Source organism: Variovorax paradoxus B4, from assembly GCF_000463015.1.
Classification (GTDB): domain Bacteria; phylum Pseudomonadota; class Gammaproteobacteria; order Burkholderiales; family Burkholderiaceae_C; genus Variovorax; species Variovorax paradoxus_E.
In genome coordinates this window covers 2,563,203-2,580,878 of the sequence record NC_022247.1, presented here as the reverse complement: position 1 = coordinate 2,580,878, position 17,676 = coordinate 2,563,203, and the positions used below count along the sequence as shown (strand labels likewise).

General features: G+C 68.8%; 18 protein-coding genes. 7 read left to right on the top strand and 11 right to left on the bottom strand.

Going from position 1 to position 17,676, the window contains the following annotated elements:
- Positions 1 to 30: 30 nt before the first annotated feature.
- The 5 genes from VAPA_RS11930 to VAPA_RS11910 are packed head-to-tail and all read right to left on the bottom strand — an operon-like array spanning position 31 to position 4,169.
- A complete protein-coding gene (locus VAPA_RS11930) occupies positions 31 to 801 on the bottom strand; it encodes a class II aldolase/adducin family protein (RefSeq protein WP_041946426.1) in 771 nt (256 codons plus the stop codon).
- Positions 802 to 803: 2 nt separating this feature from the next.
- Positions 804 to 1,562 carry an ABC transporter permease gene (locus VAPA_RS11925; RefSeq protein ID WP_021007027.1) on the bottom strand — a complete coding sequence of 253 codons (759 nt, stop codon included), beginning with the start codon at positions 1,560 to 1,562 and terminating at the stop codon, positions 804 to 806.
- Positions 1,541 to 2,299 carry an ABC transporter permease gene (locus tag VAPA_RS11920; protein WP_021007026.1) on the bottom strand — a complete coding sequence of 253 codons (759 nt, stop codon included), beginning with the start codon at positions 2,297 to 2,299 and terminating at the stop codon, positions 1,541 to 1,543. The genes VAPA_RS11925 and VAPA_RS11920 overlap by 22 nt, the downstream gene beginning before the upstream one ends.
- Positions 2,296 to 3,147 (bottom strand): ABC transporter ATP-binding protein, encoded by an 852-nt coding sequence (locus tag VAPA_RS11915; protein ID WP_047785039.1) that lies wholly within the window; start codon positions 3,145 to 3,147, stop codon positions 2,296 to 2,298. The genes VAPA_RS11920 and VAPA_RS11915 overlap by 4 nt, the downstream gene beginning before the upstream one ends.
- A gap of 14 nt (positions 3,148 to 3,161) precedes the next feature.
- On the bottom strand, positions 3,162 to 4,169 hold the full coding sequence (locus VAPA_RS11910; RefSeq protein ID WP_021007024.1) for an ABC transporter substrate-binding protein: 1,008 nt from the start codon (positions 4,167 to 4,169) through the stop codon (positions 3,162 to 3,164).
- Positions 4,170 to 4,309: 140 nt separating this feature from the next.
- Here VAPA_RS11910 and iaaH point away from each other — a divergent pair, with 140 nt between their 5' ends.
- From iaaH to VAPA_RS11895, 3 genes are all read left to right on the top strand, one after another.
- Positions 4,310 to 5,737 carry an indoleacetamide hydrolase gene (iaaH, locus tag VAPA_RS11905; protein WP_021007023.1) on the top strand — a complete coding sequence of 476 codons (1,428 nt, stop codon included), beginning with the start codon at positions 4,310 to 4,312 and terminating at the stop codon, positions 5,735 to 5,737.
- A gap of 74 nt (positions 5,738 to 5,811) precedes the next feature.
- Positions 5,812 to 6,108, top strand: coding sequence for a hypothetical protein (locus tag VAPA_RS11900; RefSeq protein WP_021007022.1), 297 nt, complete (start codon positions 5,812 to 5,814; stop codon positions 6,106 to 6,108).
- Positions 6,109 to 6,204: 96 nt separating this feature from the next.
- The gene (locus VAPA_RS11895) at positions 6,205 to 7,347 is read left to right on the top strand and encodes a DSD1 family PLP-dependent enzyme (protein ID WP_021007021.1); all 1,143 of its coding nucleotides are present in this window, start codon (positions 6,205 to 6,207) and stop codon (positions 7,345 to 7,347) included.
- Positions 7,348 to 7,387: 40 nt separating this feature from the next.
- Here the strand turns inward: VAPA_RS11895 and VAPA_RS11890 are convergent, their stop codons facing one another.
- Both VAPA_RS11890 and VAPA_RS11885 read right to left on the bottom strand, forming a co-directional pair.
- Entirely contained in the window at positions 7,388 to 7,699 is a 312-nt protein-coding gene (locus tag VAPA_RS11890) for a hypothetical protein (protein ID WP_021007020.1), read from the bottom strand.
- 256 nt (positions 7,700 to 7,955) lie between these two features.
- Complete coding sequence (locus VAPA_RS11885) at positions 7,956 to 8,783, bottom strand: crotonase/enoyl-CoA hydratase family protein (RefSeq protein ID WP_021007019.1); 828 nt, start codon at positions 8,781 to 8,783, stop codon at positions 7,956 to 7,958.
- A gap of 92 nt (positions 8,784 to 8,875) precedes the next feature.
- Between VAPA_RS11885 and VAPA_RS11880 the strand changes: the two genes are divergently transcribed.
- Complete coding sequence (locus tag VAPA_RS11880) at positions 8,876 to 10,744, top strand: PhoX family protein (protein WP_021007018.1); 1,869 nt, start codon at positions 8,876 to 8,878, stop codon at positions 10,742 to 10,744.
- Positions 10,745 to 10,775: 31 nt separating this feature from the next.
- Entirely contained in the window at positions 10,776 to 11,165 is a 390-nt protein-coding gene (locus tag VAPA_RS11875) for a DUF488 domain-containing protein (protein ID WP_021007017.1), read from the top strand.
- A 5-nt stretch (positions 11,166 to 11,170) separates the two neighbouring features.
- On the opposite strand, the gene VAPA_RS11870 is transcribed toward VAPA_RS11875, so the two are convergent.
- Positions 11,171 to 11,779, bottom strand: a complete 609-nt coding sequence (locus VAPA_RS11870; RefSeq protein WP_021007016.1) for a glutathione S-transferase — start codon at positions 11,777 to 11,779, stop codon at positions 11,171 to 11,173.
- A gap of 40 nt (positions 11,780 to 11,819) precedes the next feature.
- Complete coding sequence (locus VAPA_RS11865; RefSeq protein ID WP_021007015.1) at positions 11,820 to 12,722, bottom strand: SDR family oxidoreductase; 903 nt, start codon at positions 12,720 to 12,722, stop codon at positions 11,820 to 11,822.
- A 149-nt stretch (positions 12,723 to 12,871) separates the two neighbouring features.
- Between VAPA_RS11865 and VAPA_RS11860 the strand changes: the two genes are divergently transcribed.
- Positions 12,872 to 13,750 carry a CoA transferase gene (locus VAPA_RS11860; RefSeq protein WP_041946095.1) on the top strand — a complete coding sequence of 293 codons (879 nt, stop codon included), beginning with the start codon at positions 12,872 to 12,874 and terminating at the stop codon, positions 13,748 to 13,750.
- Between the two features lie 28 nt (positions 13,751 to 13,778).
- Here the strand turns inward: VAPA_RS11860 and VAPA_RS11855 are convergent, their stop codons facing one another.
- Both VAPA_RS11855 and VAPA_RS11850 read right to left on the bottom strand, forming a co-directional pair.
- Complete coding sequence (locus tag VAPA_RS11855) at positions 13,779 to 15,890, bottom strand: esterase-like activity of phytase family protein (RefSeq protein WP_230558996.1); 2,112 nt, start codon at positions 15,888 to 15,890, stop codon at positions 13,779 to 13,781.
- A 98-nt stretch (positions 15,891 to 15,988) separates the two neighbouring features.
- A complete protein-coding gene (locus tag VAPA_RS11850) occupies positions 15,989 to 16,903 on the bottom strand; it encodes a hypothetical protein (protein ID WP_041946094.1) in 915 nt (304 codons plus the stop codon).
- An 82-nt stretch (positions 16,904 to 16,985) separates the two neighbouring features.
- On the opposite strand from VAPA_RS11850, the gene VAPA_RS11845 reads away from it, so the two are divergent.
- Positions 16,986 to 17,675 carry a DUF1294 domain-containing protein gene (locus tag VAPA_RS11845; protein ID WP_021007011.1) on the top strand — a complete coding sequence of 230 codons (690 nt, stop codon included), beginning with the start codon at positions 16,986 to 16,988 and terminating at the stop codon, positions 17,673 to 17,675.
- Position 17,676: the final 1 nt, after the last annotated feature.

Genomic DNA, 17,676 nt, shown 5'->3' with positions numbered 1-17,676 from the left:
TCGGGGATTGAAGAAAGGAAGGAACAGGCCTCAGAGCCTGTAGTTGGGCTGGGTGCGCTCCAGCATGCGAAGGAACGCAGGCCATTCGCGCGTGCCGGGCGGCAGGATGTCGCCCGCAAATTCGGTGAACTGGCGTGCGGCCAGCGCGCTCACTTCGGGCTGCGGAAGCACCAGCGCTTCGCCGGGCGCGAGTCCACCCTGGGCCAGCAGCTGCACCTTGGCGGCCTTCTCGAAGTAGTACATGAGGATGAAGGCCTCCGGGATCGTGCGGCCCACCGTCAGGATGCCGTGGTTGCGCAGCACCAGCGTGTGGTGCGGGCCCAGGTCGCGCACCAGCCGCTCGCGCTCGCCGGTCTCCAGCGCCACGCCTTCGTAGTCGTGGAAGGCCGTGTGGCCCTGGTAGCGCATCGCGAACTGGCTCAGCGGCGCCAGGCCGTTGGGCATCGCCGCGATCGCGGTGCCGGCGTCGGAGTGGGTGTGCAGCACGCACAGCGCGTCGGGCCGTCCCGCGTGGATGGCGCTGTGGATCACGAAGCCGGCCTGGTTGACCTCTGCATCGGTATCGTCCACCTTGTTGCCGTCGAGATCGATCTTCACCAGCGAGGAGGCGGTCACTTCCGAGAACAGCAGTCCGTAGGGATTGATGAGGAAGTGGTGCGCCGGCCCCGGCACGCGCGCCGAGATGTGGTTGTAGATGAGGTCGTCCATGCCGAAGTGCGCCACCAGCCGGTAGCACGCCGCGAGCTGCACGCGCAGTGCGGCTTCGGTCGTCGGATACGCCGCGGGATTTGTCTTCGTCATCATCACCGCCACCACACCAGTTTCTGATCGATCCAGACGAGCACGCCATAGAAGACCATGCTCGCCACCGAAGCGACCAGCACCGCCGACCACACGCTCAGCAGGTCGACCTGTTGGGTCGATTCATAGATCATTCGCCCGAGCCCCGCATAGGCGCCGAGCATCTCGCCGACGATGGCCACGATCATGCTGCGCGGCACGCCGATGCGCAGCGCCGTGACCACCGACGGCATCGCCACAGGCAGGCGCAGCCGCCACACGATCTTGAGCGGCCCCGCGCCGAAGCTGCGCATCAGGTTCACGGCGGCCAGGTCGGCCTGCTTGAGTCCGTGCAGCGCGTTGACCAGCATCGTGAAGCCGACAGCCAGCGCCACCAGTGCAATCTTCGATGCGGCGCCAAGGCCGAACCAGATCAGGAACAGCGGCGCATAGGCCACGGTCGGCACCGCGTTCACGGCCACGGCCAGCGGCATCACGACGCGCTCGAGCGGCGGCGCGAGCAGCAGCACCACCGCCACCAGCAGGCCGAGCACGCTGCCCAGCGCATAGCCGCCAAGCGCCTCGCCGAGCGTGGCCAGCAACGCCGCCATGAGACGGCCGGTGTCGGTGAAGGCATGCTGCACGATCGCGCCCAGGCTCGGCAGCACGAAGGGCGGAATCCTGAAGAGCAGGATCGCGCCTTCCCACACCGCGAGCAGCACGATGACGCTCAGCACCACCGGCACCACGGGCGATGCGCTCAGCTTTCGCTTCGCCACCATACGAGCCTCCTTTCCACGAAGGTGAGCAGCCCGTAGAGCAGCGCACCCATCAGCCCGCAGGCAAACATCACGACCCACAGGCGCAGCACCAGGTCGGCGTTCATCGCCTCCATCAGCATCACGCCCAGGCCCACGGTCTCTCCGAACCATTCGCCCACCACCGAGCCGATCAGGCTCAGGCCGATGGCCACGCGCAGGCCCACCATGATCTGCGGCAGCGCCGAGGGCACGGCCAGCTTGAAGAACATGACGAGGCGGCCGGCGCCGAAACTCTTCATCAGCGCGATGCGCTGCGGGTCGCACGACTTGAGGCCGCGCAAGGTGTTCACCGTCACCGGGAAGAAAGTGAGGAAGAACGCGGTCATCACCTTCGCGAGCAGCGAGTTGCCGAACCAGATGACGATCAGCGCGCCGAAGGCCACCACCGGCACGGTCTGCGACACCACGAACAGCGGGAACACCGAACGCTCCATCCAGCGCGAGTAGGTGAACACGGTGCCGCAGAGGCAGCCGAACACCGCGCCCATCGCGAAGCCCAGCACGGTTTCGAGCAGCGTGCGGCCGAAGCCGCGCATGAGCTGCGGCCACACCGACCACGCATCCTGCGCAATCGCACTCAGCGCCGGCAGGTAGCGAGGCGACGGCGCGAAGGCATGCACCGCGATCTCCCACACGATGGCGAGCCCGACGAAGGCCAGCACGGGCGAGCGCAGCATGCGTTGCGTCGGCGAGCTCACGAGGCGCGCTCCTCCTGGGCGAAGGTCTTGCGGCTTTCCTCCTCGATCTCCGCGAGCAGGCGCTGCTTGAGGCCGATGAACTCCGGTGACAGCACGATCGACGGATCGCGCGGGCGCGGCAGGTCGACCACCGTCTCGCTCTTCACCGTGCCAGGCCGCGCCGTCATCACCAGCACCCTGTCGCCGAGCACGATGGCTTCGTCGATGTCGTGCGTGATGAAGAGCACCGTGCGGCGGTGGCGCGCCCAGATCTCGAGCAGCCAGTGCTGCATGCGGCTGCGCGTGAGCGCGTCGAGCGCGCCGAAGGGTTCGTCGAGCAGCAGCAGATCGCGCTCGAACAGGAAGGTGCGCATCAGCGCCACGCGCTGGCGCATGCCGCCCGAGAGCTGGTGCGGATAGTGGTCGGCAAAACCGGCGAGGCCGAACTCCGGCAGCATGGCGCGCGCACGGTCGCGCGCCTCCTTGCGCGGCACACCCTCCACTTCGAGCGCGAGGATGGCGTTGTCCAGCACGGTGCGCCACGGAAACAGCAGGTCGCGCTGCGGCATGAACGACACCTTGCCCAGCAGCTGGCCGTCGCGCTGCGGCGCGCCGCCGAACAGCAGCGAGCCGTCGTCGTCGGGCGGCAGCAGCCCCGCAATCATGTTGAAGAGCGTCGACTTGCCGCAACCCGAGGGGCCCACGAGCGTGACGAACTCGCTCTTCGCAATCCGCAGGTCGACGCCGGACACCGCCACCGTCTGCGCCTGGCCGTCGCCGAAGCGCTTCCACACGTTGACGAGCTCGAGCATCGGCGGTGCGGGCGTGCCGGCGGCGGGCGGCATCACTTCGTGAGGCATGAACTTCATGATCGCGCGGCGGCTCAGAACTTCTTGTCGGTGGCCGGCACCTGGGTCCAGAAGCTCGGGTCGTAGGCCTTCGACAGGTCGGCCGGCGCCTTCAGCGCCTTGTAGCCCACCAGCTGGGCCTGCATCTTCTCGACCGTCGGCAGGTCGATGGCGAGGATGCCGTCGGTCGTGCCCTTGCCGGCCTTCACGAGCTTCTCGAACTCGTCGAGCATCGCTTCCTGGTGCGCGCGGTTCAGGCTGGGCGATGCGGCCATGACGATGTCGATGGCTTCCTTCTTGTTCTGCAACGCGTACTTCCAGCCCTTGATGGTGGCGTTCATGAAGGCCTGCACCTGCTGCGGCTTCTCGTTGCGGTACTTCTCGGACACGAGCACCGTGTCCTGCTGCACGATCACGCCGTAGTCGTCGGGCTTGATGAGCGTGAGCCTGTCGCCCAGGCCCTGCGCCTTGAGCACGTTGAGCTCGTTGTAGTAGGTGGCGGCGGCGACGTCGAACTGCTTCTCGACGAAGGGCGCCATCGAACCCGACTGCGGCACGATGGTCAGGTCGCCCTGCTTCATGCCGGCCGAAGCGAGCATCGAATAGAGCGTGTACTGCGTGCCGGTGAACCACGTGGCCACCTTCTTGCCCGCGAAGTCCTTCACCTGGGTGATGCCCGAATCCTTGTAGGCGACATAGGTGAAGGGCGTGGTCTGCACCGTGACGCCGATGCACACCAGCGGCAGGCCCTTCTCGCGCGCCAGCAGCACCGTCTCCGTGCCGCCGGCGAGGCCGAAGGTGTCGTTGCCCGAGGCGACGAGGGTCTCGACATTGAGGTTGGGCCCACCCGGATTGATCGTCAGGTCGAGGCCACCCTGGTCGTAGAAGCCCTTGGCCTTGGCCACGTAGAAGCCGGCGAACTGCGCCTGCGCCAGCCATTTGAGGCGCAGCGACACCTTCTCCGCAGCGGATGCGGGCAGGCTCGCAAGAAGCGCCATCGACGCTGCGGCGAGAGTCAGGAAACGCAAGGGCTTGAAAGACATTTGGAAGGCCTCATGGATACAAAAAATTCTTTAAGCAGTATCCATGCCATGTCATTTCAGGCGGTTTTACGGCTTTCGGGGCGGCGAATTGGCCCGGAACATGCACTCCCGCATGGCCCCTGCCCCAACTTGAATCCTCCATGAACCGAATCCATGCGCTTACCGATCTCTCCGCCCGCGAGGCCGCCGAGCAGATGGCGCGAGGCGACCTCCGCACCGCGGACTATGTGGACGCGCTGTTGCAGCGCAGTGCCACAGCCGCCTCCCTCGGCGGCCTGCTGCACCAGGACGCGGAGCGCCTTCGCAGCGAAGCCACGGCCCTCGACACGGCGCCCCGGCCCGCCGCGGGCACGCGCCCTCTGCATGGCGTGCCGCTCGCGTTCAAGGACAACATCGACGTGGTCGACTTTCCCACCACCGCCGGCAGCCCGTGGATGGCGGACCACCGTCCGCGCCGCGCGGCAGGCGTGACGCAGCGCCTGCAGGCCGCGGGTGCGCTGGTGTTCGGCAAGACGAACCTGCACGAGTGGTCGCAAGGCGTCACCGGCCACAACCACGCTTTCGGCCCGTCGCGCAACCCCTTCGATCCCTCGCGCATTTCAGGCGGCTCGAGCGGTGGCAACGCAACATTGCTCGGCATGCGCGCCGTTCCCGCGGCCATCGGCACCGACACGGGCGGCTCGGTCCGGGTGCCCGCCGCGCTGTGCGGCCTGGTCGGCTTCAGGCCCTCCATCGGCCGCTGGCCCGGGGACGGACTGGTGCCCATCTCGCCCACCTTCGACACCGCAGGCGCCATGGCGCGCAACGTGGACGATTGCGTGCTGATCGACCATGCCGTCGCCGATGGGCCTCTCCGGCTGGCGCCGGCGCCGCTCGCCGGCGTGCGCCTGGGCGTGCCCCAGCGCTACTTCTGGGACGAGATCGATCCGCCGGTGGCCGCATTGGCGCAAGACGCGCTCGAGCGGCTGCGGGGCGCCGGCGCGGTGCTGGTGCCCTGCGATCTGGGCGAAGCCGGCGCACTGTTCCAGCAGGGCTCGATGTCGATCTCCCTCTACGAGATCCTGCCTGCGCTGCAGGCCTATTTCGCGCGCCACGAGCGCCCCTTCGATGCCCGCGCACTCGCCGATGCCGTCGTGAGCCCCGACGTCCGGCCGCTGTTCGAGCGCCTGTTCGGACCGGGCGCGATCGGCACGCCGGCCTACCGCCACGCGCTCGGCGTGCTGCGCCCGCGCATGCAGCAAGCGTATCGCCGCTGCTTCGCGCAGAACGCCGTCGCCGCGCTGGTGTTCCCGACCAGTCCGCTCTGCGCGGCGCGCATCGGCGAAGACGTGGAGGTCATGCTGTGCGGCCGGCCGGTATCGGCCTTCTCCGCCTACATCCGCAACACGGGTCCGGCCGGCATGGCGGGACTGCCCGCGCTGAGCCTGCCGATGGGCCTCGCGCGCGGCGGCCTGCCCGCGGGAATGGAACTGACAGGCCCGGCCGGATCGGACAGCGCGCTGCTCGCGCTGGCGCTCGCCATCGAAGCCGTTCTTCCGCCCGCGCCGGTGGCGCCCGCCGTCGCCTGAAGGCTTACATCGCTTCGCGCGAGCGGCTGTCGCGGCATGCCACGACCCTCTGCCATCGTTGTGACATGCACACCATGGACACCCGACCGATCTTTCCTTCCTGGTGGCGCGTCGGCGCACTCGCCTATACGGCCGCGGGCGTGGTGTGCGTCGCCTCGAGCGCGGCCTTTCCCGACAGCGAGATGGCCATGCTGGCGGCGATCGCAGGGGCCTTGCCGTGGTCGCTGGCCTTGCTGACGCTCGACCTGGCGCCGGGCGTGGCGCAGACCGCGGTTCTCCTGCTTGCCGGAAGCTGGGCCGTCAACGCGGGGCTGCTCTGGTGGCTGGCGCTGCGGCGCCCTGCGCATCGGCTGCCAGCGCACGACGACTGACGAAGCATCGCCGAAGGCCTTTCGGTGCGATCATTTCGCCATTCGTTCATCGCGCCCGACGTGCGCGCCCCGCACTCAGACCCCGAAGGTTCTTCCATGCTTCCCGACACGCAAGTCAACAAACCGCTGATCGGCATTGCCGGCGGCCGGCAATCGCTCGATACGCCGGCGCTCCTGCTCGACCTTGGCGCCATGACGCGCAACATCGAGCGCATGGCCGCCTTTGCCAAGGCGCGCGGCGTCGGCCTGCGGCCGCACGTCAAGACGCACAAGTCGGTGGAGATCGCCCGCCGCCAGGTGGCTGCGGGTGCCATCGGCGTGAGTTGCGTCACGCTGGGCGAGGCCGAGGTGATGGTCAAGGCCGGCATTCCGGACGTTCTGATCACCTCGCCGGCCGTCACCCCGAGCAAGATCGCGCGCGTGGTCAAGCTGGCCAGGCTGGCCGGTCCCGGCGGAATGATGGTGGTGGTGGACGACCCGCGCAATGCCGCGGACCTGGCCGCCGCCACGCTCGGCCTGCCGCATCCACTCGAAGTGCTGGTCGACCACGGTGCCGGCTACAACCGCACGGGCGCAGCCAGCGCAGCGCAGGTGCTCGAGCTCGCACGCTACGTCGCGGCCGAGCCGCGCCTGAAGCTGCGCGGGCTGCAGGCCTATGCCGGCAATCTGCAGCACATCGCCGACCGGCAGCAGCGCAGCGTTGCCGCGGCCAGCCTGCGCGAAACCATCGCGCGCATCGTCGCGCAAGCCAGGCGCAGCGGGATTCACTTCGACATCGTCACGGGCGCGGGCACCGGCACGCACGATCTCGACGCGCAGCGGGATGCCTTCACCGAATTGCAGGCCGGCTCCTATGTGTTCATGGATGCGGAATATGCACAGGTGCTGCAGGGCCCGGGGCAGCCCTCGCCCTTTGAGGTGTCCCTGTTCGTGCAGACGGCGGTGGTGAGCACCAACGCGGCGGAGTGGGTCACGGTCGACGGCGGCACCAAGTGCTTTGCGACCGACAGCGGCGTGCCGCTGGTGGCACGCGGCGCCGATCCGGCGAGCTGCTACGCCTTCTTCGGCGACGAGCACGGCAAGCTGCTGTTCGCCGGGCAGCGGCCAGCGCTCGGAGACCGGGTGGAGTTCATCACGCCGCATTGCGACCCGACCGTCAACCTGCACGATGCCTACCACGTGGTCGACGGCGACACGCTGGTCGCCATCTGGCCGGTGGACGCGCGCGGCAGGCACTGAAAAACCCGCATCCGGCCTGCGGGCCGGGGCCCCGCGCTCTTCAGGCGCGCGGCAAGGCCGCGAGAAAGGTCGATACGACGATGGCGGCCGCGCGGTCCAGTTGCAGGACATCGGCCACCTCGAAGCTGTGCGGCACCGTGCGTGCGCTCCCGCCGACCGGCTCGCGGATTTCCATCAGGACTTCTGCCGCCAATTCGCGATCGCTGCGCGGCTGTCCGTCGGGATGCATCACCCACTCGTCCACCTGGTCGAACGGAATGCTGCGGAAGACCGCAACGATGGGTATGTACTTGTAGCGATCCTCGCCGACCAGCACGGGCAAACTGAGATTGCAGAAAAAAGTGGTCGACATGCGGATCGCCGTCGCAATCAAAAGGATTAATTGTTAGTGAATGTGACCAAGACATCCACCTTTCCCGGCCCTTTTTCCTTTGCAAGGTGTGACCTTCCTCACACAAAGAGAAGCTTTGTCGTGAAGGATCGAGACTCCAACAAGGATACTTAATTCTTACATATTGCAGGACAGTTGCGGCGGTTTGCCTGTTGTTCGCTCCCGACAGGCCAAAAAAAGGCCGGAATCCGGCCTTTTGCACGTCTTTCGGGGCCGCTCAGGCCGGTGCGCTGAATCGCGGAGGGCGCCTTTCGATGTTGGCCTGCACGGCTTCGATCTGGTTCGCGCTTCCGATCAAGGCCTGCTGCTCCACCGATTCGGCGATCAGCAGATCGGCCGCGCCGTGCGACAGCGCCGCATTGAGCAGGCGTTTGCCCGCCCGGATGGCGTCGGGGCTCTTGGCCGCGATGTCGTGCGCCAGTTGAAGCGCTTCTGCCAGCGGATCGTCCGCCAGCCGCGTGGCAAAGCCGAACTGCAGCGCTTCCTCGCCCGAGAAGATGCGGCCCGTGAAGGTGAGTTCGCGCACCACGTCGCTGCGGGCGAGTTCGCGCATCAGCACCATGCCGCCCATGTCGGGCACCAGGCCCCACTTGATTTCCATCACCGACAGCCTGGTGCCGGGCGCCACGATGCGGATGTCTGCCCCCAGGGCCACCTGGAAGCCGCCGCCGAAAGCCACGCCATGCACGGCGGCAATGACGGGCACCGGCACCTCGCGCCAGGCCATTGCCACGTACTGCGCCGCATTCGAGATGCCGTGCGTGCGCGCGGACAGATCGGTGCCGCCCGCGGCCGCGCCCAGCACCGCGCTGGCGGCGCCCTGTCCCATGCGTTCGAAAGAGGCCATGTCGAGGCCGGCGCAAAAGGCCTTGCCCTGGCCCGAGACGACCACCGCGCGCACCGCGGCGTCGCCGCGCAGGGCTTCGCCCGCTTCGATCAGTGCGTCGAACATCGCGGGATCGAGCGCGTTCATCTTGTCCGCACGTGCAAGCTGCAGTTCCACCACGCCGTCGGGGTGGCGGGTCCATTCGATTCGCTCGGCCATGGCAATGTCTCCTTCGGTTCTGGCGCCAGTATCGCCCGGCACGGGCGCTCGGCGATGATGGCGCCTGTCGCCGACCCAACACCCCTGGACCCATGCCCCTGGACCGCCGGATCTTTCTGCAATCGGGTGCCGCCGCCGTGGTGGCACTGCTTCAGCCCCACGGTGCCAGCGCATCCGCTGCCCCGCCCCAAGACGGGCGGCCCGTGCTCGGCTTCACCGCGGTGCCGGCGTCGCTGCGCGATGCGGTGGTGGTGCCGCCCGAATATGAATGGCAGCTGCTCTATCCCTGGGGCACGCCCACCGGCATCGCGGGGCATCCCATGCCGGCCTTCGCGCCCGACGGCAGCAACAGCGCGGCCGACCAGGCGCTGCAGGCCGGCATGCATCACGACGGCATGCACTTCTTTCCGCTCGCGTCGCCGGACCGCGGCCTGCTGGTGATGAACCACGAGTACACCGACGAGCAACTGCTCCATGCCGACGGCAGCAAGGAATGGAACGCCGAGAAGGTGCACAAGTCGCTGCATGCGATGGGCGTCTCGGTCATCGAGATCCGCCGCACGCGCGATGGCTGGCGCCAGGTGCGGCCCTCGCCCTACGCACGGCGCGTGCACGGGCAGACACCCATGCGCATCGCAGGCCCCGCCGCGGGCGCGGCACCGATGCGCACCGCCGCCGATCCGGCCGGCGACGAAGTGCTCGGCACCTTCGCCAACTGCGCGATGGGCGTCACGCCCTGGGGCACCTACCTGACCTGCGAAGAAAATTTCCATGGCTACTTCGGCGGCCCGAAGGAATCGGCGAAGGACACCACACCCGCGCAGCGCCGCTACGGCACGGTGCCGGGCTCGCAATGGGTGGAGTACTGGCGCTTCGAGGAACGCTTCGACATCAGCCGGCATCCGAACGAGCCCCACCGCTTCGGCTGGGTGGTGGAAATCGATCCCTTCGACCCCGCGGCCAAGCCGATCAAGCGCACGGCGCTCGGGCGCAAGCGCCAGGAAAGCGCGACCTGCACGCTCGCCAGGGATGGGCGTGTCGTCGTCTACATGGGCGACGACGCCAGGTTCGAATACATCTACAAGTTCGTCAGCCACGGCAAGGTCTCGATGGCCGGCGACGGCTCCCGCGCCTGCGCCAACAGCCGCCTGCTCGACGAAGGCACGCTCCACGCCGCACGCTTCGATGCCGACGGCCGCGGCCGGTGGCTCGAACTCGTGCATGGCCGCAACGGCCTCGACGCGGGCAGCGGCTTCGCCGACCAGGCCGAGGTGCTGATCCACGCCAGGCTGGCCGCCGACGCGGTGGGCGCCACGAAGATGGACCGCCCCGAATGGATCGCTGTCCATCCGCAGACCGGCGAGGTGTACGTCACGCTCACCAACAACAGCCAGCGCGGCGACCCGGGCAAGCCCGCGCCCGATGCCGCCAACCCGCGCGCCGGCAACCGCTTCGGCGGCATCCTGCGCTGGCGCGAGGACGACGGCGACGCAGGCAGCGCGGGCTTCGGCTGGGACCACTTCGCGCTCGCCGGCGACCCCTCGCAGACGGACAGCGGCGCGCGCTATCCATCGGACGATGCCGACGTCTTCGGCAGCCCCGACGGCCTGCACTTCGACGGCGGCGGCCTGCTCTGGATCCAGACCGACATGAGCGGCCAGCTCATCGGCAAGCCGCCCTGTGCCTCGCTCGGCAACAACCAGATGCTGTGCGCCGATCCGGCAACGGGCCGCATCAAGCGCTTCCTGACGGCGCCCGCCGGCAGCGAGGTCACGGGCTGCGTGGTGACGCCGGACCGGCGCACGCTGTTCGTCAACATCCAGCACCCGGGCGAATCGCGCGACGACGGCAGTGCGACACCCAACAGCGCATGGCCTGACGGCGCGGCGCCCGGCAGCGCGCGGCCGCGCTCGGCGACGCTTGCGATCCGCCGGCGCGACGGCGGTATCGTCGGCACCTGAAAAGCCCGAAGAATGGAAAAGGAGATCCGGCATGAGCATCCGCATCGTTCGCCTCGGCACGCCGCGCACGACCGGCGAGGGCCTGCGCATCGGCACCGTGCGCCGCCCGCCGCGCGGGGTCCCGAAGACCGAGTTCGCATCGCAGGACTGGTATGACGTGTGGTACCCGAATCTCGCGCCTTCCGCGGAGACCATGAAGCTGGGCCAGGAAGCGGAAACGCCCGCGCAATGGAACGCCTTCATGCGCAAGTACAAGGCCGAGATGGCCGAGGCCGACGCGAGCCGCAGCATCGACCTGCTGGCCGCGCTGTCGCACTCTGCAGCGTTTTCGGTCGGCTGCTACTGCGAAGACGAGTCGCGCTGCCACCGCTCGCTGCTGCGCGGCCTCCTGGCCGAGCGCGGGGCGGACATCGCGAACTGATTCAATCAGACCGGCGGCAGGGCCAAGAAGGCCGGCAGCTTTTCCGCGTCGGCTGCAAAGGCTGCGAGCGAGGGGCAGTCGGCCGGCGCGACAAGCTCGGGAAGCATCATTTGCGTGAAGCCCCACGCGACGGCGCTGGTCAGACCAGCCTGCCCGATGCCGGCTTCGCCGGCCGCCGCGGGCAGTTCCGGGATCTCGGCCTCGAGCCCGGCATAGGCGGCAGCCAGCTGGCCCCGCACCCTGTCGACCCACGGCGCATGCTGCTTCTCGGGCGGGCGCAGCTTGCGCTCATAGACGATCTGCACCGTCTTCTCGCAGGCCGCGAGCGCGAGCCCCAGCACCCGCAGCGCATGCAGCCGCTCGGCGCCGCGGGGCGGCATGAGGCTGCGGCCCACGATGGTTTCCGCGTGGTCGATGATCAGCGTGGAATCCATCAGCAGCGTGCCGTCGTCGCACACCAGCGTCGGCGCCTTGACCACGGGATTGATCGCCCGAAACTGTTCGAAGGTGCTGAAGACCGAGACCGACCGGTGTTCGAACCCAAGCCCCAGCAGGCGCAGCGAAATGGCCGCGCGGCGCACGTACGGGGAGTCGAGCATGCCTATGAGTTGCATCTGTTTTTTCCTGAGGGATGACGCGCAACGATACCGCGTGTCAGCGCTGTGCCTTGTCCTTCTGGTTCTGCGCCTCGATGCGTTCGCGCGCGGCCTGCCAGTCGTCGTCGCTCCACTGCCGCAGCTCGTAGAAGTTGCCGCCCGTGGCCAGTGCGTTGCCGCCGTCCATCATGATGCTCTGGCCGGTGAGCCAGTCGCACTGGCCCGGCGCCATGAGGAAGGCCGCCAGGTTCTGCAGCTCGCTCATGCGGCCGGTGCGCGCCATCGGGTTGGTCTTCTTGCTGCGCGCGCCGGGCTCCTCGCCGGGATTGAGGCGCTTGCTCATGCCTTCGGTCGGAATCTCGCCCGGCCCGACGGCGTTCAGGCGGATGCCATGGCGCGCCCATTCCACCGCGAGCGACTTGGTCATGACCTCGATCCCGGCCTTGCTCATGGCCGACGGCACCACGTAGGGGCTGCCGTTGTCGACCCAGGTCACGATGATGCTCATCACGCTGCGCATTGCATCGCCCTGCTTCCACTTGCCGGCTTTCGCTTCGGCCACCCAGCGCTTGCCCACGGCCTGCGTGACGTAGAAGCTGCCATGGAAGACGATGTTCGCAATGGCGTCGAAGGCGCGCGGCGAGAGGCTTTCGGTCGGCGCGACGAAATTGCCGGCGGCGTTGTTGACGAGCCCCGTGAGCCCGCCGCTGTGGAACAGGCTCTCGACCATCTCGTCGACGTTCTGCGCAATGCGGATGTCGACGCCGAAGGTGTCGATGCGGCGCCCGGGAAACTGCTGCCGCCACTCGGCCGCGGTTTCCTCGCAGACCGACTGGCGCCGGCCGCAGATGGCCACGTCGGCGCCCAGGCCCAGAAAGCGCTCGGCCATCGCGCGGCCAAGGCCGGTGCCGCCGCCGGTCACGAGAATGCGCTGGCCGCTCATGAGAGAAGGTTCGAACATGGTGAGTCTCCTTGGTCGTTGCGGCAGCGGCAAGGCAGGGAGCGCCGCCATGGCACATGCTACGCGCGCTGCCGGTGCCGCGGCTTGCGAAATCTGGCTCCCCGCGCCAAGTCAGAATGGCAGCCGACCTGTTCTCTGGACATCCGCCCATGCCAACTTCCAAAGCCTCCTCCTTCCAGCCGCTTGCGGGCGTGCGCGTGCTGAGCCTTGCGCTCAACCTCCCAGGCCCCGCGGCGCTGCTGCGCTGCCGGGCCATGGGCGCTGCCTGCGTGAAGCTCGAGCCGCCCGCCGGCGACCCGATGGCGCACTACAACAAGACCGCGTACGCTGCGCTGCACGAGGGCGTCGCCGTTCGCACCGCCGACCTCAAGACCGAGGCCGGGCAGGAGCAGCTGCATGCCGAACTCGCGCAGACGGACGTGCTGCTGACCTCGTTCCGTCCTTCGGCCCTGGCCAAGCTCAAGCTCGACTGGGCCTCGCTGCAGGAACGGCACCCCCGGCTGTCGCAAGTGGCGATCGTCGGCGCACCCGGTGCGCGCGCCGAGGAGCCGGGGCACGACCTGACCTACCTCGCCGAGAGCGGCCTCGTCACCGGCACCGAGCTGCCGCCCACGCTCTTTGCGGACATGGGCGGCGCGCTGCTCGCGAGCGAAGCCGTGCTGCAGGCCACCCTGCATGCGCGGTCCTCGGCCGGCGTGAACGGGCTGTACCTCGAAGTGGCGCTCAATGCCTCGGCCGACTGGCTGGCGCTGCCGCGCACCTGGGGCCTCACGCAGCCCACGGGCGCAGTCGGCGGTGCCCATGCGGGCTACCGTGTCTACCGCTGCGCCGACGGCCGCGTGGCGGTGGCGGCGCTGGAGCCGCACTTCGCGGCCCGCCTCTGCGAGGCCGCGGGCGTGTCGCCGCCGGACATGATGGCCGCGGCCACGCATGAAGCCCTGGCCGGCTGGCTGGCCACGCGCACGCGCGCGGAGCTCGACGCCATGGGCCGCGAACGCGACGTGCCGCTGCTCACGCTGGCCGGCTGACGACGGCCGGCCAGCGCGGCCGGCGTCCTCAGGACGCCGGCAGGCGCAGTTCGCCGAGCTTGCGGTCGAGCTTGATGAGCCAGATGCGCGTCGGCCGCTCCAGGTCGGAGCCGCGCGTGATGCGCGCGCCGGTGGCACCCGCGGGGCAGCCGCTGAGCACGCCGCTGGCGTCGGCCGTGCAGTCCTCGACGCTGCCGGCCACGGTCTTGCCGTCGGCATCGAGCAGCACCGTACCCAAGCCGAAGTCGTTGTCGTTCACCAGCGCCAGCGTCTGGTCGTCCACGATCGTCAGGCCCTCGGCCTTCTCGGCCAGCCAGCCCAGTGCGTTCAGGTCGAGCAGCTCGGTCTTGCGCATCGTCACCACGCTCGCGTAGTCGGCGGCACCCGATGGCGCCTGCGTGATGCTGCTGATCTCCAGGTTGTGGTCGAAGGCCTTGATGTCCGTCGCGTTGGCCGGCAGCTCCACCAGCATCAGCTTGTTGAACACCTTGCCGTCGCCCTTGCGCGCGCCCTGCTCGATCACGATGAAGCGGCCGTTGCCCAGGCTCACCACGTCGCCGAGCTTGGCGTTGCCGGTGCGGTCCTTGTCGTACTGGCTGCCGTCGATCGGGTAGGCGTAGAGCTTCGAGGTTTCCGTGGCCGGGTCGAAGGCCAGCCAGCGCGTGAACTTCGCGATGTGGCGCACGTCGGTGTTGCTGCCGCCCGGCGGCCTGGCCTTGATCGACTTGCCGCTGCCATCGCGCGGGTCGATCGGGCTCTGCAGGAAGCCGTGCAGAACGCCGCTCGCGGCATCGATCGTCAACCCTTCCATGCCGCGGTTCGGGCGGCGCTGGGCCAGCACCAGCGGCAGGTCGGCGGCGCCGCTGCCCGGTGCGTATTTCTTCTCGATCACACCGGTTGCCATGTGGATGCGGGCGATGAAGGGGCCGTACTCGTCGCTGGTCCACAGCACGTTGCGCGCCTTGTCGAGCACCAGCGTCTCCGGGTCGAGCCCGTTGGCATCGAAGTTGGCCTTGGCGGCGTCGAACACGTAGCGGTCGGTCAGCGGCGTCTCGCCGGTCGAGCCCACGCCCGATTGCGGCGGCAGGCCGGTGATCTTCTTGCCGGCATCGAGCTTGAGCGGCAGGCTCGAGGCGAGCACGGCACCCGTCTTGCCGACGCGCACGATGCCGAAGCTCGGTGCGAACGACGGCGCCGGAAACACCTTGCTGATGCTGGTGGCGCCATTGCCGCCGGGCACGGGCGCGGTCGGGCCGTCGCCGTTCGGACCGCGGTCGGTGATCGCATAGAACTCGAGCGTGCCGTCGTCCGCCTTGCCCTTGAACGCGAGCCCCGAGCCGTAGGCCGGCAGGAAGCCTTGGGGAAAGTCGGCCTTGGTGCTGGCGTTGTCGCCTTCATAGGGTACGTTGAAAGCGGTGTCGGCCTGCAGTTGGTAGCGCGTCACGCCGATGCCGACGGCGCCGAGCTGGTTGGTCTGCGTGGCGGTTTCGGTCACGGGGGCGGCCAGGCGCGAGGCCAGGGTGTCCTCGAAGTGCTCGCGCGCCAGCATGCGGCGGGCGGCGTCGACCGTGCGCGTGGCGTACGGCGCGGGCAGCGCGGCGAGCACGGCATTGAGCGCGGTGTCGAAGGCGTCGGCCGAGGCGCTGAAGTCGAGCGCGCCCGCCGTCAGGGCGGCCTTGAGCGCAGGGGTCAGTCGGATGCCGTTCGAGGGGTCGCGGTCCTCGTCGAGGCTCTGCAGCGCGAGCAGGCGGTTGACGACCGCATCGGCCTTCACGTCGCTGCCGCCGGCCAGGGTCAGCGGCGTGATCGCGTCACCGCAGGCGGCACTGCCGAGCGCCAGCGCGCCGACGCTGAAAACGACGGTCTCGCCATCCTTGCAGATGAATTCGCCCTTGGCGCTGGTGGTGGCCCTGGCAGCGCTGCCGGCGACGTAGTCGAGGCCCTCGACCGCCGCGTCGAGAAAGGTGCCGGTCTTCGACTGGGCGGCCGGCGGATTCGTCGCGCCGCCACCGCCCGCTACTGGAGGAAATGCCCACCCTCCTCCACCACCACCGCCGCTGCCGCCACCGCAGGCGGCAACCAGCGCACCGGCACCCGCGAGTGCCAGCCAACCCATCCTCGATCCTCTTGTCTTCTTCATCACTTGTCCTTGTCGTGCGCCTGCGCAACAGGCACAGGCCCGGCGATTAGCGCCGCGGCATGTGACAAGCCGGTGAAACCAGGAAGACGAGGCCGTGCTCAGCGGCCGGCGCCGTCGCGCTGCCGATCCTCGCGCTTGATCGCGAGGTAGGTGTCCAGTTCGATCTCGTGCAGCTGCCGCGGATACTGCTCGGCCGCGGCAAACCAGGAGCGCTCACGCCGCTCGGCCGACGCGCCGGCTTCCGAAGAGAGATAGGCGTCGAGCGTGAGGAAGTAGCGCATCGCATTGCGCTCCACCAGCCCGCGCGGGCCGCGAATGTATTCGGGCTGCCCGTCGGCATCCCTGCCCACCACGGTGAAGCCCACCTTGTTGCGGCCGAAGGTGGCCAAGTACGCCTGGGTGGCCATGCGCACCATCATGTTGTGGTCGTAGCTGTAGCCGAAATGCAGGAAGCTCCTGCGCCCGTCGAGCGCCACCGCTTCGAACGTGACGCGGTAGTTGCTGGTTCCGAGCGGTCCGTTGGTCGCATTCATCTCGATCGACAGGTGCTCCGGCGTCGCGCTTGCCAGGCGATAGGCAAAGGGCAGCTGGAAAGCCTGCTCGACCGGCTTGTCGTAGCGCCGCACGACGAACAGCGTCAGCATCTCGCCCCCCTGCAGCGTGGTACCCATGCGGCAGCGGCGATTGTTGACGTGCAGCATGAGCAGCTCGCACCAGCGGGACGGCTCCTTGAGTGCGGCGCTGATCTCCGGCAGCGGATGGTCCACCACCGCATAGATGTCGCCCTGCAGTCCGTTCGGCGTCTCCATCGAGTCGAGCTGGATGGGCCGCCCGAAACCGCTCTGCGCGAGCTTGGGGCCCATGCGCTGGTGGGTGGCGCGCAGCGCCTGCGCTGCGGCCGAGGCGGGCGCGGAGTCGGGCGACGCCCCCGGGGCATGGGCCGCAGCCGCGAGCAGGACGGCGCCCGCCAGTGTGCGCATCCATGAAGCCGGCAAGGAGAACGGACTGCTCATGGGACCACACCATACACAACGGGCGGCCGTCGCCCGGGCAAGGGAGAATCGCGGCCATGTGCCCTCCTCTTTCCCGCACGCCATGAAGCGCCAAGGCCGGCTCGTCCGCTGGGAGGCCGAACGGGGTTTCGGCTTCATTCGAAGCCCTGAAGTCTCAGCCGATGTGTTCGTGCATCTGCGCGACTTTCTCGACCGGCAACTGAAGCCGCAGGTCGGCATGGAACTGAGCTTCGACGAGATCCATGTGGGCGGCAAGGGACCGCGCGCGATGGTGGTCCACGCCGTGGGTGCCGCTCAGCCCCGGGCGCGGCGGCCCTCCGTGTCGCCGCAGGCACGACGCACCGCCGCCGACCCGGGCCGGCGCCGCGAGACGGTGGCCCCCTCTTCCTTTTCCTCTTCCTCGTCGTCGATGCTGCCCATCGGCGTGCTGATCCTGGGCTATGCGGGGCTGCTCGGGTATGGCGTATGGACCGCGCGCCTGCCGCCCATTGCCCTGGGCGTGCTCCTGCTGGTCAGCCTGCTGACCTTCGCCGTCTACGGTTTCGACAAGAGCGCCGCGCAGGCCGGCCGCTGGCGCACCGCGGAAAGCACGCTGCACCTGCTGTCGCTGGCGGGGGGATGGCCGGGCGCGTGGTGTGCGCAGCGGCTCTTTCGCCACAAGTCGCGCAAGGCGAGCTTCATGGCGGCGTACTGGGCCACCGTGCTGCTGAATATCGCCGCGCTGGCCGCCTGGGTCGGCAAGCTGCTGCCGGCGAGCCTGCTCGCGAACTGAA

Bases quoted from the DNA above. Each gene is read 5' to 3' on its own strand.
- VAPA_RS11930 (WP_041946426.1), bottom strand. From the start codon at position 801: ATGACGAAGACAAATCCCGCGGCGTATCCGACGACCGAAGCCGCACTG.
- VAPA_RS11925 (WP_021007027.1), bottom strand. From the start codon at position 1,562: ATGGTGGCGAAGCGAAAGCTGAGCGCATCGCCCGTGGTGCCGGTGGTG.
- VAPA_RS11915 (WP_047785039.1), bottom strand. From the start codon at position 3,147: ATGAAGTTCATGCCTCACGAAGTGATGCCGCCCGCCGCCGGCACGCCC.
- VAPA_RS11910 (WP_021007024.1), bottom strand. From the start codon at position 4,169: ATGTCTTTCAAGCCCTTGCGTTTCCTGACTCTCGCCGCAGCGTCGATG.
- iaaH (WP_021007023.1), top strand. From the start codon at position 4,310: ATGAACCGAATCCATGCGCTTACCGATCTCTCCGCCCGCGAGGCCGCC.
- VAPA_RS11900 (WP_021007022.1), top strand. From the start codon at position 5,812: ATGGACACCCGACCGATCTTTCCTTCCTGGTGGCGCGTCGGCGCACTC.
- VAPA_RS11895 (WP_021007021.1), top strand. From the start codon at position 6,205: ATGCTTCCCGACACGCAAGTCAACAAACCGCTGATCGGCATTGCCGGC.
- VAPA_RS11890 (WP_021007020.1), bottom strand. From the start codon at position 7,699: ATGTCGACCACTTTTTTCTGCAATCTCAGTTTGCCCGTGCTGGTCGGC.
- VAPA_RS11885 (WP_021007019.1), bottom strand. From the start codon at position 8,783: ATGGCCGAGCGAATCGAATGGACCCGCCACCCCGACGGCGTGGTGGAA.
- VAPA_RS11880 (WP_021007018.1), top strand. From the start codon at position 8,876: ATGCCCCTGGACCGCCGGATCTTTCTGCAATCGGGTGCCGCCGCCGTG.
- VAPA_RS11875 (WP_021007017.1), top strand. From the start codon at position 10,776: ATGAGCATCCGCATCGTTCGCCTCGGCACGCCGCGCACGACCGGCGAG.
- VAPA_RS11870 (WP_021007016.1), bottom strand. From the start codon at position 11,779: ATGCAACTCATAGGCATGCTCGACTCCCCGTACGTGCGCCGCGCGGCC.
- VAPA_RS11865 (WP_021007015.1), bottom strand. From the start codon at position 12,722: ATGTTCGAACCTTCTCTCATGAGCGGCCAGCGCATTCTCGTGACCGGC.
- VAPA_RS11860 (WP_041946095.1), top strand. From the start codon at position 12,872: ATGCCAACTTCCAAAGCCTCCTCCTTCCAGCCGCTTGCGGGCGTGCGC.
- VAPA_RS11855 (WP_230558996.1), bottom strand. From the start codon at position 15,890: ATGAAGAAGACAAGAGGATCGAGGATGGGTTGGCTGGCACTCGCGGGT.
- VAPA_RS11850 (WP_041946094.1), bottom strand. From the start codon at position 16,903: ATGAGCAGTCCGTTCTCCTTGCCGGCTTCATGGATGCGCACACTGGCG.
- VAPA_RS11845 (WP_021007011.1), top strand. From the start codon at position 16,986: ATGAAGCGCCAAGGCCGGCTCGTCCGCTGGGAGGCCGAACGGGGTTTC.